This is a genomic window from Protofrankia sp. Cr2 (assembly GCF_963555885.1).
Taxonomy (GTDB): Bacteria; Actinomycetota; Actinomycetes; order Frankiales; family Frankiaceae; genus Protofrankia.
Genome location: NZ_CAUVXG010000001.1, coordinates 307,054 through 323,192, shown reverse-complemented (window position 1 = coordinate 323,192; position 16,139 = coordinate 307,054). Strand labels below are relative to the sequence as shown.

The following is a 16,139-nucleotide window of genomic DNA, read 5'->3' as shown; positions in this document are numbered from 1 at the left end:
ACCGGCGCGGCTAGTGACCGGGCGAGCAGCTGGGAGACATCGAGGACCTCGACGCCTTCCTTCGCCCCACCCGACTGCTTCTTCTCGGTGACGGCATCGGTCAGCATGACGATGCAGAACGGGCAGGCCGTGGACACGATGTCCGGATCGAGCGCGAGCGCCTCATCCACACGTTCGACGTTGACCCGCTTCCCGATCTTCTCTTCCATCCACATGCGGGCGCCACCGGCGCCACAGCAGAAGCCACGCTCCTTGCAGCGGTGCATCTCCTGGCTGCGCAGGCCCGGAATGCTGTCGAGGATCTCCCGCGGCGGGGTGTAGACCTGGTTGTGCCGCCCGAGGAAACACGGGTCGTGGTAGGTAACGGAGGAGTCCACCGGCTGGACGGGCACGAGCCGTCCGTCCTCGACCAACTTGCCGAGCAGCTGCGTGTGATGGATGACCTCGTACGTCCCACCGAGCGCCGGGTACTCGTTCGCGAGGCTGTTGAAGCAGTGCGGGCAGGTGGCCACGATCTTCTTCGCGGCCGCGGCGTTGAGGACCTCGATGTTGGCCTTGGCCATCTCCTGGTACAGGTACTCGTTGCCGAGCCGCCGGGCCGGATCACCGGTGCACGACTCGCTCGTGCCGAGGATGGCGAACGACACCCCGGCGGTGTGCAGCAGTTCGGCGAACGCCCGGGAGACCTTCTTGGCCCGGTCTTCGATGGCGCCGGCGCAGCCCACCCAGTACAGGTACTCGACATCGTCGGGGATGGCCTCGCCGTCGTCCAGCACGCGGACGTCGAACGCCAGACCCTCGGTCCACTCGGTGCGGACCCGGGCCGAGACACCCCACGGGTTGCCGTTGTTCTCCAGGTTGCGCAGCATCACGCCGGCCTCGCTCGGGAAGGCCGACTCGATCATCACCTGATAGCGGCGCATGTCGATGATGTGGTCGACATGCTCGATGTCGACGGGACACTGCTCGACGCAGGCACCGCAGTTGGTGCAGGACCACAGGACGTCGGGGTCGATGACCCCGCCTTCCTCCTCGGTACCGACGAGCGGCCGATCGGCCTGCGGCTGACCGGGCTCGGGGACCCGCCCGAAGCCCGACTCGGGTACGTGGTGGACGGCGTGCTTCGCCGACGCGTCCGCGGTGCCGGTGGCCGCCGCGGCTCCGGCGCCGGTGCCGGCCGTGGCTTCGTCGCCGTCCCCGGCGCCGTTGGCTGCGAGCAGGTACGGCGCCTTGGCGAAGAGATGGTCACGCAAATCCATGATCAGAAGCTTCGGTGACAGCGGCTTGCCGGTGTTCCAGGCCGGGCACTGACTCTGGCACCGCCCGCACTCCGTGCAGGTGGAGAAGTCGAGCATGGCCTTCCAGGAGAAATCCTCGATCTTGCCGACACCGACGATCGGGTCGTCAGCCTCCATCAGGCTTTCGATGTCAGGAGTGCTGCCGAGCGAGCCGAGCGCCCTGGGCTCGCGCTTGGTGATGACATTGATCGGCGCAAGGAAGATGTGCAGGTGCTTGGAGTAGGCGACCAACACCAGGAAGCCCATGATGATGGCGATGTTGAGCAGCAGGAAGACGGTCTCTATGTGCTCGTTGATCGACGTCGAGAAGGCGTCCAGCGGGCGGCTGACCAGGTACGAGGCAAAGGCCCACCTGGTGTCCCCCTGCGGGTGGGTGCCGGCGTTGAACTGGGCGCCGCGCAGGATCAGCAGGGTGACCATCACCGAAGTGATCATCCCGAGGATGACCCAGGCCGGCCCGGTGTGTGACCCGTAGAACCGCGACTTTCGCTCGAGGCGGGCGGGGGCGTTGCGCAGCCGGATGACCGTGAAGGCCGCCAGCCCCGCCAGGACCGCGACGGTGAAGAAGTCCTCGATGAAGCCGACCACCGCCCAGTGCCCGAACAACGGGATGTGGAAGTGATCGTCGAACAGCGCGCCGAACGCCTCGATCACGGTCAGCATGAGGATCGTGAAGCCCCAGAAGGTGAAGGCATGCGCGATCCCGGGGACCGTCCACTTCAGCAGCTTCCGCTGACCGCCCACCTCGCTGATCTCGCTCCACAGGCGCACGCCGGCTCCGTCGAACCGACCGGGAGCGGGCTGACCCTGGCGGATCAGCCTGAACAACCAGTAGAACCGTCGTCCGGCCACCGCCAGAGCGACAACGGCGATCACTCCACCGATAGCGAGTCTCAACACATCCTCCAGTTACTCCTACCGACGGTGGGAGCGTACTGCTACCAGTCGGTAACTTGCCCGCCGAACCAGACCGACCCCAGCCGGATCGCTGCCTACCGGATCGCCGCCCACCAGACCACGACCTACCGGATCGCCGCCCACCAGACCACGACCTACCGGATCGCCGCCCACCAGACCGCTGCCCACCTTCCTACACACACGGGTCACGCGCAGCCCTAAGGGCGCCTCGGCACCGGCAGAACGCTCCGATCTGGCCTACAGCCATCCAAATTAGATCAAACAGCTATATCATATAGCTGTCTTGTTTCAGGGGCGGACCGGACCAACGTCCCGCCAACCACGGGGAATTTGGACCAATTACTGGGATTCCCTTGTCCTGGCGAGGCCAATGGTTGCAGGATGAGTGCGGCCCGTAACACGCGTGCGCGCTGTCGCGACGACGCTCGGCGCTTGGAAGAGCGGCGATACCAAGGCTCCGGACAATGTCGGCGACCTCACGATCCATGGTGGACACGATGGCGAGTACGATGAAGAGCCTGGGCAGAGGCTCGCTCAGAAGCCCGTTCGGAGGCGACACCCGGGACCGTCCCGGCTATTCCCTCCAGATGGCCTACCAGCGGGCGCGCGAACAGCATGCGCAGATGCGGCGTGAACGCCTCGCGTACACCGTGCCGCGCGCCGCGTTGCGTGCCTTCCCCATCGCGGTCATATTCGCTGTCTTGGTGGCGTCGGGCCTTCGCCTGTCGACATCCATCGCCGTGGGTGTGTTTCTACTGATCGAACTCGGCTGGCCACTGATCGTGATTGGTCGATCATTCGATCCGGTCGCTGAGATCGAGGCGCTGCGCGAAGGCGCCGAGGCCGAACGCAAGACGGCCAGCGCGATCAACCGGCTCCGCCGGTATGGATACGTAATCATGCACGACCGCCGCATCCCCGGTTCCGAGGCGACCATCGGACACCTGCTGGTCGGGCCGGGCGGAGTCATGATGATAAAGAGCGACGCCTCCACCGGCACCGTGCGCTACGCCAAGGACGGGGCCAAGGACGGGGCCAAGGTCGACGGACAGTCGTTGAGTCAGCCGCTTGAGCTCACCAAATGGCTCGGGGACGAGGTTCGCGCCCGAACCCGTACGGCCACACCAATGATCAAGATTCCGGTCACACCGATCCTGGTGATGGTCGAGGCGGGCGTTCTGTGGAGCGACGGAGCGGTCGAAGGTGTCACCCTCATCAGCCTGAAGGATCTTGTGTCCTATGTCCGGGGCCGGCCGGCCCGCCTCAACCCGGCGGAGGTCACCAAGGTCATCGCCGTCGTCCAGCGCCTGTTCCCGACGTACTCGCCCAACGAGCTCGCCGACGCCGTCACCGTCGACCGCGACCAATGGCTCACGTTGATGGATGCGCTGCGCACCATTCGTGAACGCGGTGGTGACGCCACCGACATGCTCGATCGACTGGCGAAGATCGAGAGTGATCTTGCGCGACGTGCCGAACCAAGCGACCGATCCGCCATCCCGACGGCACGTACCAATGGCGACAGCGGGGACGGCGATGGCGACAGCGGCGACGGGGACCTCATCAACGAGCTCACGGCCATGACCGCCCCTTCTCCTGCGCATCTCGCCGACGACCCGCAGGATCCCGGCGGTCCGTTCAGCGCCTGATTCGTCGACACCCCGCTCCTTGATCCACGTTCCCATTGCCGGTCGCTCTTATTGCCGGGCGCTCTCATTCCGCTTGCCTCGGCTGGACCGGCTGGACCGGCTGGACCGGCTGGGCGCTGGCCGGGCCGCTGCGCGCCGCCGTGACCGCTGCCGGTATTCGGATCCCTGGCCTGCCGCTCCCTCGCGACCGCCGCGGCAGCCGCGGCAGCCTGCCGCGACTCGGGAACAGAACCGCCCTCAGGAACCTTGAGTCCTAGCAACTCATGTTTGACGATGGCGCTGCTATCATTAGATTCTGAGTGCGAAGGACTCAACTACTACCCGAGCGGTCCCGGCCGAGCTCTCCAGACAACCGAGTGGCCGGGCCGTCCTGATCCGAGAGGCACACAGACATGGCACGAGCGGTCGGTATCGACCTCGGCACCACGAACTCCGTCGTGAGCGTGCTCGAGGGCGGCGAGCCCACGGTGATCGCCAATGCCGAGGGTTCCCGGACGACCCCGTCCGTCGTCGCCTTCGCCAAGAACGGCGAGGTCCTGGTTGGCGAAGTCGCGAAACGGCAGGCGGTCACGAACGTCGAACGGACCATCCGGTCGGTCAAGCGCCACATGGGCACCGACTGGAAGATGAAGGTCGACACCAAGGACTTCACCCCGCAGCAGATCAGCGCCTTCATCCTCCAGAAGCTCAAGCGGGATGCCGAGTCCTACCTCGGTGAGCCCGTGGCCGATGCGGTCATCACCGTGCCCGCCTATTTCGACGACGCCCAGCGTCAGGCGACGACCGAGGCGGGCACCATCGCCGGTCTCAACGTCCTGCGCATCGTGAACGAGCCCACCGCGGCAGCCCTCGCCTACGGCCTGGACAAGGGCGAGAAGGAGCAGACCATCCTGGTCTTCGACCTCGGTGGCGGCACCTTCGACGTGTCCCTGCTGGAGATCGGTGACGGTGTCGTCGAGGTGAAGTCGACCTCCGGTGACACCCACCTCGGTGGCGACGACTGGGACCAGCGCGTCACCGACCACCTGATCAAAACATTCTCCGGTCAGCACGGCGTCGACCTCGGCAAGGACAAGATGGCCCTGCAGCGCCTGCGGGAAGCCGCCGAGAAGGCCAAGATCGAACTGTCGCAATCCACCCAGACGAGCATCAACCTGCCCTACATCACCGCCTCGGCCGAGGGCCCGCTACACCTGGACGTCGCCCTGACCCGCTCGGAGTTCCAGCGGATGACCTCCGATCTGATCGACCGCTGCAAGCACCCCTTCCAGCAGGCCGTCAAGGACGCCGGGGTCAAGGTCTCCGACATCGACCACGTCGTGCTCGTCGGCGGGTCCACCCGGATGCCGGCCGTCGTCGACCTGGTCCGCGAACTCACCGGCGGTAAGGAGCCGAACAAGGGCGTCAACCCCGACGAGGTCGTCGCCGTGGGCGCATCCCTGCAGGCCGGTGTCCTCAAGGGTGAGGTCAAGGACGTCCTGCTGCTCGACGTCACCCCGCTCTCCCTCGGCATCGAGACCAAGGGCGGAATCATGACCAAGCTCATCGAACGCAACACGACCATCCCCACCAAACGGTCGGAGATCTTCACGACCGCCGAGGACAGCCAGCCCTCCGTCCAGATCCAGGTCTTCCAGGGCGAGCGTGAGATGGCGTCCTACAACAAGAAGCTCGGCATGTTCGAGCTCACCGGCCTGCCGCCGGCGCCCCGCGGCATCCCGCAGATCGAGGTCACCTTCGACATCGACGCCAACGGCATCGTCCACGTCTCCGCGAAGGACCTGGGCACCGGCAAGGAGCAGTCGATGACGATCACCGGCGGCTCGGCGCTGCCCAAGGACGACATCGACAAGATGGTCCGCGACGCCGAGCAGTACGCCGAGGAGGACCGCAAACGCCGCGAGGAGGCCGAGACCCGCAACCAGGGCGAGACCCTCGTGTACACCACCGAGCGGTTCCTGGCCGAGAACGGCGACAATATCGATGCCACGATCAAGGCCGACGTGGAGGAGAAACTGTCCACGCTGCGCGCAGCGGTCGGCGGTACTGACATCGCGGCCATTCGCGAGGCCACCGGCGAGCTCGCCAAGGCCAGCTCCGCGATGGGTCAGTCGCTCTACGCCGATGCGCAGAGCGCAGGCGGTCCAGCCGGCGCGGGCGGTTCGGGCGCGGACGACGACGTCGTGGACGCCGAGATAGTGGACGAGGAGGACAAGAAGTGACGCCGACTCACGGGGATGACTGGACACTCGGCATGTCCACGCCGGACGAGCCCGTGATCGTCCGGGACAAGCGCCGCATTGATCCAGAGAGCGGACAGGTACGCGGGGACGCCATCCGGGTGGAGGCAAAGGCTCCGGGCGATGGCGACGACGCCGCAGCGGCGGCCGCGAGCTCTGCGAGCGTGGGCGCCGCAACCGACGACGGGGAGTTGCTGGAGCCCCTGCGCCAGCAGGTCGTCGAACGCACCGCCGACCTCCAGCGGCTCAAGGCCGAGTTCGACAACTACCGCCGCCGGGTCGAGCGGGACCGCCTGGTCATGGCCGAGCAAGCGACGGCAAAGCTGCTGGCGGTGCTGCTGCCCACCCTCGACGATATCGGCCGGGCACGTGACCATGGCGATCTGGAAGGTCCGTTCAAGGCGGTCGCCGAGTCGCTGGAGAGCGCGCTTGAGACCGCCGGGCTCGAGCGGTTCGGCTCCCAGGGCGACGAGTTCGACCCGCTGATCCACGACGCGCTCATGCACACCTACTCCTCACAGGTGACCCGGTCGACCTGCGTGGACGTCTTCCGCGCCGGCTATCGCCACGCCGGTCGGGTGCTGCGGCCGGCCCAGGTGTCGGTCGCGGAGCCGGCGCCGGATGCGGGCGTGGATGCGGGCGTGGATGCGGGCGCGGAGGCTGACATCAACCAGAGCGTGCGAGACGCGACGGCGGGAAGCACGCCGAATGCGGGAGGCGGCGCGCCGGAAGCCGTCGAGTAGTCGAGAAGTCGATGCCATCCGACCTTTTGCCAGGCAACGTCCGCTTCGAGCGTCGATACACGACATGATGGTGAAAGGAGGGGCGCCGTGAGTGTTCGTGACATGGTCGAAAAGGATTACTACGCCGCTCTCGGCGTCCCCAAGGACGCCTCGGCGATCGATATCAAGAAGGCGTATCGTCGGCTTGCCCTCGAACTGCATCCGGACAAGAACCCCGATGACCCGAAGGCAGAGGCGCGCTTCAAGGAGGTCTCCGAGGCCTACGACGTGCTGTCGGACGAATCCCGGCGCCGGGAGTACGACGAGGCGCGGGCGCTGTTCGCCGCGGGTGGCACCGCCGGCCATCCCACGGGTGGTTACGGCTACCAACCGGGCGGCTTCGGAGCCGGCGGCGCGTTCAACCTGGATGACCTGCTGGGCGGGGCGGGCGCAGGCCCCGGTCCCGGCGGCCTCGGGGGTCTGTTCGACAACCTCTTCCAACGGTCGCCAAGCGGCCGTGGCCCTCGCCGTGGCAGCGACATCGCGGCCGAAGTCACGATCCCGTTCGAGAAGACCCTGACCGGGCTTGAGGCCACCGTCCGCCTGCCGGGCGCCGCGACCTGCGTCACCTGCGTGGGAAGCGGCGCCCGGCCGGGCACGACGCCGCGAACATGCACGACCTGCCGGGGCCTGGGCGTGGTGTCCCGTTCGCAGGGTGGGTTTGCCCTGTCGGAGCCGTGCCGTGACTGCATCGGCAAGGGAACGATCATTGATTCCCCGTGCCCGAGCTGCCTGGGCACGGGACGGCGGGAACGCGAACAGCGGATCCGTATCCCACCAGGGGTCGCGGACGGTCAACGGCTCCGGGTCCGCGGCCGCGGATCGCCGGGTGAACGCGGCGGGCAGTCCGGCGACCTCGAAGTCACCGTCCACGTGCTGGCCCACCCGGTTTTCGGCCGGGAGGGGCACAACCTGACGATCATCTTGCCGGTGACCTTCACCGAAGCCGCGCTGGGTGCATCGGTGAAAGTTCCGACGATCGACGGTGCCCCGCTGACGGTGAAGGTTCCGTCCGGAACGTCGAGCGGGCAGCGCCTGCGGGTTCGGGACCGCGGGGTGCCGCGGGGCAGCCACGGCCACGGTGACCTCATCGTGACGATCGAAGTCACGGTGCCACGGCCCGCTGACCTCTCCCCCAAGGCCCGCACCGCGCTACAGGAGTTCGCACACGCCCATCCCGAAGATCCACGCACATCGCTGATGGCACAGATGGAGGGCCGGCCATGAAACCACGGCCGAGCCGTACGGCCGACCCGCCGCACCCACCGACCGGTCCGCCTGCGGCACCCCGGCCCGGCCCCGGACCGGCGCACGACGACGACACTCCCGTGTATGTGATCTCCATTGCCGCGCAGCTGGCCGGCATGCACCCGCAGACGCTGCGGGCCTACGACCGGCTGGGGCTGGTGACTCCGGGTCGCACATCCGGACGCGGCCGGCGGTACTCCGTCCGGGATGTGGCGCTGCTGCGGGAGGTACAACGGCTGTCCCAGGAGGAGGGGGTCAACCTTGCGGGGATCCGCCGGATCCTGGAGCTGGGCAGCCAGGTGATGATCCTACAGGCGCAGGTCCGGCAACTTACCGAGGAGCTGGCGCTGGCCCGCGCCGACGCCGAACGCCGGGTGGCCGAGGCGCACAAGAGCCACCGGCGAGATCTCGTGCCTGTCGACCGCGGTGCGATCGTGGTCTGGCGACCCGGCCCTCGCCGTTAGACCACCTCAGCCCAGGCAAAACAGCGCCGCGCCCGCCGCAACCGGACCCGACTGCTGTACGAGACTCAACCTTAAGCCGGAACGACTCAACTATTCTGAGCGTTAAGGAAGATGGAACCAACTAAACGATCATTCTAGGACTCCCATGAACGTGGACCGGCTCACCGCTCGCTCCCAGGAAGCACTCTCCTCCGCAGTCAGCCGCGCTACCGGCGACGGCTCACCGCTCGTCGACCCGCTACATCTGCTCGTAGCCGTCCTGAGCCAGCCGAGCGGGGTCGCAGTCGACCTCCTTGACGTCACCGGGGCCCCACTTGCCCAGGTACGCGCCCGCGCGGAGGCCGCGGTCAGCCGGCTGCCGCACGCCACCGGCGCCAGCGTCTCCCCGCCTCAGCTGTCCCGTCAGCTCATCACCGTCCTGGACAACGCCGAGCGGCAGGCGAATCGGCTCGGCGACGAGTACACCTCAGTGGAACACCTGCTGGTCGCGCTCGCGGAGGAGGGCGGCGAGGCATCGCGGGTGCTGACCGAGTTCGGCGCAACCGCCGAAACCCTGCGTGGAGCGTTCGAAACCGTCCGCGGCGGCGTCCACCGGGTGACCAGTCGCGACCCGGAAGACTCCTACCGGGCATTGGACAAGTTCTCCGTCGATCTCACCGAGCAGGCGCGAGCCGGCAAGCTCGACCCGGTGATCGGCCGCGACGCCGAGATTCGGCGGGTTGTGCAGGTCCTGTCGAGACGGACGAAGAACAACCCCGTCCTCATCGGCGAACCCGGCGTCGGCAAGACCGCGATCGTCGAAGGGCTGGCACTGCGGGTCGTCGCCGGTGACGTTCCAGAATCCCTGCGCAACCGACGCATCGTGTCGCTCGACCTCGGGTCGATGGTGGCCGGGTCGAAACTGCGCGGTGAATTCGAGGAACGGCTACGGGCCGTCCTCAACGAGATCCGGTCCGCCGAAGGTCGGCTTATCACGTTCATCGACGAGCTGCACACGGTGGTCGGTGCCGGCGCCGCCGAAGGTGCCATGGACGCCGGCAACATGCTCAAGCCCATGCTCGCCCGCGGCGAGCTGCGCATGATCGGCGCAACGACCCTCAACGAGTACCGCACCCGCATCGAGAAGGACCCGGCCCTGGAGCGCCGATTCCAGCCAGTCCTGGTCGGCGAGCCCTCGACGGAGGACACCATCGGTATCCTGCGCGGCCTCAAGGAACGGTACGAGGTGCACCACGGCGTACGCATCACCGATGCAGCCCTCGTCGCCGCAGCCACCCTCTCCGACCGGTACGTCAGTGGGCGGTTCCTGCCCGACAAGGCAATCGACCTGGTGGACGAGGCCGCATCCCGACTCCGAATGGAGATCGACAGCCGACCCGTGGCCATCGACGAGCTGGAACGGGCCGTACGGCGTCTGGAGATCGAGGAGATGGCGCTGTCCAAGGAGAGCGACGACGCGTCCAAGGAACGCCTTGGCCGCCTCCAGCGCGAGCGGGCCGACAAGCGGGCGGAACTGACAAGTCTCACCACCCAGTGGCAGGCGGAGAAGAGTTCCATCGTCGAGGTGCAGAAGGTCAAGGAAGAGCTGGAGAACGCCAAGCGCGCCGTTGAGGTCGCCGAACGGGATCTTGATCTGGCCAAGGCAGGAGAGCTGCGCTACGGCATGATCCCGATGCTGGAGAAGCGGCTCGCGGCGGCAACCGACGCACTACCCGGCCCGGACGAGCCCGGCGGCGCGATGCTGAAGGAGGAGGTCGGCCCGGACGACGTCGCCGAGGTCGTCGCATCCTGGACGGGCATTCCCGCCGGGCGGCTCCTGGAGGGTGAGAGCGCCAAACTGCTCCGCATGGAGGACGAACTGCATGCCCGCGTGATCGGGCAGCATGCCGCGGTAGGTGCTGTCTCCGACGCCGTGCGCCGCGCCCGTGCCGGCATCTCCGACCCGGATCGGCCGACCGGCTCCTTCCTGTTCCTCGGTCCTACCGGCGTCGGCAAAACCGAGCTCGCGAGGGCACTCGCCGACTTCCTGTTCGACGACGAACGCGCCGTGGTGCGCATCGACATGAGCGAGTATGCCGAGAAGCACTCGGTGGCCCGGCTCATCGGCGCGCCGCCCGGCTACATCGGGTTCGAGTCCGGCGGGCAGCTCACCGAAGCCATCCGCCGCCGTCCGTACAGCGTGATCCTGCTCGACGAGGTCGAGAAGGCCCATCCCGACGTCTTCGACATTCTGCTGCAGGTGCTCGACGACGGACGCCTCACCGACGGTCAGGGTCGAACGGTCGACTTCCGCAGCACGATCGTAGTAATGACGTCCAACCTCGGGTCGCAGTTCATCGCGGACCCGACCCTGTCACCCCAGGTGCGACGCGACTCTGTGATGGTCATCGTCCGGGAGGCGTTCAAGCCCGAGTTCCTCAACCGACTTGACGACGTTCTGGTCTTCGATCAGCTGACCAAAGAAGATCTCGCCCGCATCGTCGACCTCCAGCTCGACCGACTGCGGGCCCGGCTCACCGACCGGCGGATCACGCTCACAGTCGCGGGCCCAGCGCGAGTCTGGCTCGCCGACGCTGGCTTTGACCCGGTCTTCGGGGCGCGCCCGCTGCGCAGGCTGGTGCAGACCTCGATCGGTGACTCGCTCGCTCGGGAGCTGCTCGCCGGAACAGTCCGTGACGGTGACGAGGTCGTCGTGGATGTCGACCCGGACCGACCCGGTCTCCGTGTTCAACCAGCCGTCCGGGCGGTGTGACTTAGAGCGCCCGGCAATAGGGACGCGGCGGGTTCAACCCGATGGGTTCAACACCCTGGCCATGCACCTGGGAAAGATCCGCCTGGCCCAGGTAATGCCTGGCGATTTCGATCAGGGCGTCCGCCCGCCGCTGCGCTTTTGACCGGTCATCACCCGCTACGGGTGCGCCTCCCATCGCCGCGTCCAACGCCGCAGTGACGGTCTCCCCACCCTCGGCGTCGAACTGGGCATCCAGGAACACCTTGCCCTCAACCGACGACGATAGGATCAATCCGCGCGCCCGATGGGCCCTGTCACGGTCCCTGTCCGCGCCGTCGGGATCAGACGCCTGCGCCCAGTAACGCACGACCCGCCCCAACGTCGCCGGGTCCGTCCCCCGAGCCGCGAATGTGAACATCCCATGGGATTTGATTGCCGCCTCCCGACGTTGTGGCGTCACCGCTGAGGTCACCGCATGAACATGGGAGAAGGACACATCACCCTCCCGGAACACGGCCGTCAGTTCTGGGAACACCGCCAGCTCCCGACTCGCGCGCAGCACTGCCGACCCTGCGGAGCGCGACACCCCGCAGCGGAAGCGCAGCCACGCCTGCACTGAGAGAAAGCCGTCGGCCTGCCACCACCGCGACCTGTCCAAACGATCGATCGACCTGACCCACAATGCCTCCAAGGCGTTGGTGAACCGACGTAACTCCATGACAAACTCCGCCACCTCCCGTGCCGACAATTCCGATGGATCGAACCCGGCCGCCATGCCCCGCAGCCCGGGCAGGTCAGCCAACCCACTGTCGGTCATACTGCCGGTCATACCGCCACCCTCACCAAGAGTCGAACCTATGTTCGAATCATAGCCGACGAATCAGCCGCGATCAACCCGTCGATGACATGCCGCACCCGCGCCATCGAACCTGCGCAGTGCTGTGACGTCCGGTTGTGGCGCGGATTGCGGCGCTAGGGTGTTCCGGTGTGTGTTCCCGGTCGGCTGACCCGCCGCGGCCTGATGGCCGGGGTCGCCGTGACTCTCATGGGATGCTCGGCGACCGCAAGCAACGCCGGTCGAGCCGAAGCCCAGCCCGAGGCGGGCGCACCCTCCCCCGCGCCGACGGCACCCGCAGCCGCATCCCAACCGGCGCAACCGCCGGCAACCGCGTTGACGCCGACCGCGGCGGGCGGGCCCGCAGCCGAACTGATGCGCGCGAGTTCAGGACGCCCGGAGGTGGCCCTGACATTCCACACCAACGGTGACATCGCCCTGGTCGACGGGCTCCTCGCCGCCGTGGCACAGGCACATGTGCCGATTACCTGCATGTTCGTGTGCAACTGGCTGGAACGGTATCCGGACTACGCCCGTCGCGTCAGAGATGGCGGGCACGAGATCGGGAACCACACGTACACCCACCTCGCCGATCTCGACCGACAGAGCGTTTCCGTGGTGCGCACGGAGGTGGAGCGCTCGCAAGAGATCATGGACCGAGTGACCGGCGGACCGGGGGACTACTTTCGGCCTTCAGCGATGCACCACAGCACTCCGACGGTGCTCGCCGAGGCCGGCCGCGCCGGTTATGCTCACTGCCTGTCCTACGATGTGGATCCCCTCGACTACACCGACCCCGGTGCCGACGCTGTGGTCACGCGCACGCTGGCAACGGTCCAACCCGGCTCGGTGATAAGCCTGCACTTCGGGCATGCCGGTACAATTCCGGCCCTGCCGCGGATCGTCGTCGGCCTGCAGCAAAAAGGGCTACGGCCGGTGACGGTACGCGACCTGTTCGCCTGACTTCCGCTCGTCTGATCCCCGCGGGAGGCGGCCTCACTCCTAAGTGGTCGGCGCCGGAAGTTGTTCGGGGGGTGTCGGATGTCAGGTGGATGCGTCGCGAGGCGGAGGACGCCCAGGTAGCGGTGTTCTACCTGGGCTGACGACAACGAAGCGAGGCGCCGCCTGGCGCCGGCAGACCCTGGACGAACTTCCGGCGCCGACCACTAAGGCGGGCAAACGGTCACTCATGCTACAATTCGGACGCCTCTTGTGACCGCATGCCTGTGGCCTGACCCTGACCATGTCGGAGTGACGCGTGGCAGCGACGATCCGTCATCCTGGCCGGCTCTCTGACCGAGAGTTCCCTGACCTCGGACCGGGTGGATGAACCGGCCCACCGACTGGGATGTGCTGGAGCTGGACGGCGACCCGGCCCCGGGTGATCCGTTCTCCGTCCGCCAACTCGCCCAGCGGTTCCTGGAGTTCGCCGCGGACGTCGAGCACGCCCGCAGGCAGGTGACGGCGATGACCGCCGGCGGAGTCGCCCGGTCCTGGATCGGCCGGGCCGGCGACGCCTACCGCGACGAGCTGGAGACGTTCCCCGGGCAGTTACAGAAACTCGAGACCTCCTACCGGATGGCCGGCCGGGCGCTGAACGCCTACGAGCCGGTCCTGGTTGCGGCGCAGGCCCAGGCCGACCGGGCGCTGTCGCAGGGTCGGGAGGCGCGTGCCCACCGTGATCAGACCCGGATGCTGGTCGACCCGGCACAGACCGCACTGGCCTCGGCACTGTCGACCGTCACCGACCTGGCCCCGGCCTTCCACTCCCCGCCCGTCCATACCCCAGCCGTCGGCGTTCCCCCGCCCGATCCGGCGCAGGTGGCGCAGGCGATCCGCAATCAGCAGGCGGCCCAGGTCCGCCTCGACCAGGCACGCGGCTCCGTACGGGCCGCCCAGGACGACCTCGACGCCGCCCGCCGGCTCGCCCTCGCTGCGAGGCAGCTGCGCGAGGATGCGGCAACGAGCTGCGCCCGCGCCATCCGCGACGCCTCCCACGCCGGGATCCGGAACAGACCCTGGTGGTCCTGGGAATGCCTGAAGGAACGGGCGGGGACGCTCTGGCACGCCGCCGTCGAAGTCGCGAAGATCACCGTTGCGGTCCTGGGCGTGGTCACCCTTGCCATCGGCGGGCCCCTCGCATGGGTCGTGCTCGCCGCCGCCCTCGTCGTCCTCGCGGACACCCTGGTCGCATACGGCAGCGACCGGGCGTCCCTGTGGGACGTGGGCTTCGCCTTACTCGGCTGCATCCCCGGTACCAGAGGCTTCACCACGGTCGGTGGACTCGCCCGTGGCGTCCGGGGCGCCACCGGGGCATTACGCGACGGTCGTGCGGTCGCCGGGGTAATCCGCAGCGGTACCGCCCTCGCCCACACCGCCGCTGCCGCCGCCCGCACCCACCTCGCCTCTGTAACTGCTGATCTTCGCCAATCGATCCAGGATCAAGTGCCATTGACGGGTGGACTGCGACAGACTGGTGGAATTCTTGAGAGCTGGGACGAGCGTCTCGCCAGGATTCGCGATCCAGGGTCAATTCGGGCTTATGTCGTTCGAGAGAGCTATGCCGTTGACGCATATGAGCATATACGCTCGCTGGACGCATCCGAGGACGTCACCCGGATCTCCAGATCTTCAGGAATGAACGAGGAGGAAATCGAAACAGTAAGAAATCATATATTCATGAACACCCATACTTTGGATCATGGGATCGGTAGATTCGACCCCGACCCGGACATGGCCGATGCATGGCGACGGCTTCAACAGGGCAAGCCGTTTCCCGAAGATATCGATCTCCTCCGACACGAAGTGTATGAAGCCCACTACGAAACGGTACACTCGTCTACCTACCGGGAGGCGCACACAGCCGCCTACGAGGCAGGATACCCATGGAACCCACCATCGTGGAAAAATCGAGGAGAGCCCTGATGGCCTTCTACACGGCCTTGGAGAAACAGTCCGAAGACAGCGAGAGTGTCACCTACAGGTTCGGGCCCGGCGACGGCCGCTGGGGGTTGATAAAATTCGACAAGCAGGCAAGAGAATACCTGAAACTATCAGATGTCCCAGGTGCCACACACGAGAATCACCTCGAACACGCAATTCTGAAGCTTATCCGTGTCGCCAAAGCGGGCGAAGGATTCCCCGATGTACTCGAATATGCAGCCTGAAGTCGACCCGGTTGGCAGCGGCTACCATCCGTACATTGACCGGAAGAACCCACCCGGCCGGCACGCTCCGCGGCTGGTGGTTGCCGACGAGGTCCGGGTGGCGCTGGATGCGGGACGCCCGGTGGTCGCGCTCGAATCCACGCTGATCGCACACGGGCTACCCCGTCCGCGCAATCGCGAGGTCGCAGCCGAGCTGGAATCCCTGCTGCGCGCCCGTGGGGTGACCCCGGCGACGATTGCCGTCATTGCCGGGACGCCCACGATCGGTCTGGACGCGAGCGCGCTCTCGATGATCGCGGATGCGCCTGACGTGGCGAAACTGTCCGTCCGCGATCTCCCGGTCGCCGCCGCGCTACGCCGCACCGGCGCGACCACGGTCGCTTCGACGTCCGTACTGGCTGCCCGCGCCGGTATCCGCGTGTTCGCGACCGGCGGGCTCGGCGGGGTGCACCGCGGCTGGGTCGACAGCGCCGACGAATCCGCCGACCTGGTGACACTGGCCCGCACCCCGATCACCGTGGTCTGCGCGGGGGTGAAGTCGATCCTGGACGTCGGCGCGACCCTGGAACGGCTGGAAACCCTCGGGGTGACGCTGCTCGGCTGGCGGACGGACATCTTCCCCGGGTTCTACCGGTCACGCACTGGATTCACGCTCGACTGGCGGGTGGACGCAGCGCACCAAGTCGCATCCGTCATGGCGGAGGCGGACGCTCTCGGCCTGCGCTCGGCCGTGATCGTCGCCAACCCGGTGCCCGAGACCGAGCAGCTCGACCATGACCTGCACGACCGCGTTCTGGCCGAGGCGCT

The 16,139-nt window shown here is 67.2% G+C and carries 12 protein-coding genes; 10 read left to right on the top strand and 2 right to left on the bottom strand.

Annotated features, from left to right (window positions below):
• The coding region (locus U9978_RS01390; RefSeq protein WP_322759174.1) for a (Fe-S)-binding protein at nt 1-2,195 on the bottom strand (2,195 nt) is incomplete at its 3' end.
• Nucleotides 2,196-2,713: 518 nt separating this feature from the next.
• On the opposite strand from U9978_RS01390, the gene U9978_RS01385 reads away from it, so the two are divergent.
• The 6 genes from U9978_RS01385 to clpB all read left to right on the top strand — a co-directional run bounded on the left by U9978_RS01385 (nt 2,714) and on the right by clpB (nt 11,351).
• On the top strand, nt 2,714-3,865 hold the full coding sequence (locus U9978_RS01385) for a nuclease-related domain-containing protein (RefSeq protein WP_322759173.1): 1,152 nt from the start codon (nt 2,714-2,716) through the stop codon (nt 3,863-3,865).
• Between the two features lie 392 nt (nt 3,866-4,257).
• Complete coding sequence (gene dnaK / locus U9978_RS01380) at nt 4,258-6,087, top strand: molecular chaperone DnaK (protein ID WP_322759172.1); 1,830 nt, start codon at nt 4,258-4,260, stop codon at nt 6,085-6,087.
• Entirely contained in the window at nt 6,084-6,848 is a 765-nt protein-coding gene (gene grpE, locus U9978_RS01375; protein WP_416210803.1) for a nucleotide exchange factor GrpE, read from the top strand. Before dnaK ends, grpE begins: the two co-directional genes overlap by 4 nt.
• Nucleotides 6,849-6,935: 87 nt before the next feature.
• A complete protein-coding gene (dnaJ, locus tag U9978_RS01370) occupies nt 6,936-8,114 on the top strand; it encodes a molecular chaperone DnaJ (protein ID WP_322759171.1) in 1,179 nt (392 codons plus the stop codon).
• Complete coding sequence (locus tag U9978_RS01365) at nt 8,111-8,599, top strand: heat shock protein transcriptional repressor HspR (RefSeq protein ID WP_322759170.1); 489 nt, start codon at nt 8,111-8,113, stop codon at nt 8,597-8,599. The genes dnaJ and U9978_RS01365 overlap by 4 nt, the downstream gene beginning before the upstream one ends.
• Before the next feature lie 145 nt (nt 8,600-8,744).
• Entirely contained in the window at nt 8,745-11,351 is a 2,607-nt protein-coding gene (gene clpB / locus U9978_RS01360; RefSeq protein WP_322759169.1) for an ATP-dependent chaperone ClpB, read from the top strand.
• A gap of 1 nt (nt 11,352) precedes the next feature.
• Here the strand turns inward: clpB and U9978_RS01355 are convergent, their stop codons facing one another.
• Entirely contained in the window at nt 11,353-12,159 is an 807-nt protein-coding gene (locus U9978_RS01355; RefSeq protein WP_322759168.1) for a DUF222 domain-containing protein, read from the bottom strand.
• A 156-nt stretch (nt 12,160-12,315) separates the two neighbouring features.
• Between U9978_RS01355 and U9978_RS01350 the strand changes: the two genes are divergently transcribed.
• The 4 genes from U9978_RS01350 to U9978_RS01335 form a co-directional block, all read left to right on the top strand.
• Entirely contained in the window at nt 12,316-13,128 is an 813-nt protein-coding gene (locus U9978_RS01350) for a polysaccharide deacetylase family protein (RefSeq protein ID WP_322759167.1), read from the top strand.
• 363 nt (nt 13,129-13,491) lie between these two features.
• Nucleotides 13,492-15,090, top strand: coding sequence for a hypothetical protein (locus tag U9978_RS01345; RefSeq protein WP_322759166.1), 1,599 nt, complete (start codon nt 13,492-13,494; stop codon nt 15,088-15,090).
• Nucleotides 15,090-15,332: a hypothetical protein gene (locus U9978_RS01340; protein WP_322759165.1), complete on the top strand. Its 243-nt coding sequence runs from the start codon at nt 15,090-15,092 to the stop codon at nt 15,330-15,332. Before U9978_RS01345 ends, U9978_RS01340 begins: the two co-directional genes overlap by 1 nt.
• On the top strand, nt 15,310-16,139 hold an 830-nt coding region (locus tag U9978_RS01335), incomplete at its 3' end, for a pseudouridine-5'-phosphate glycosidase (RefSeq protein WP_322759164.1). The genes U9978_RS01340 and U9978_RS01335, both read left to right, overlap by 23 nt.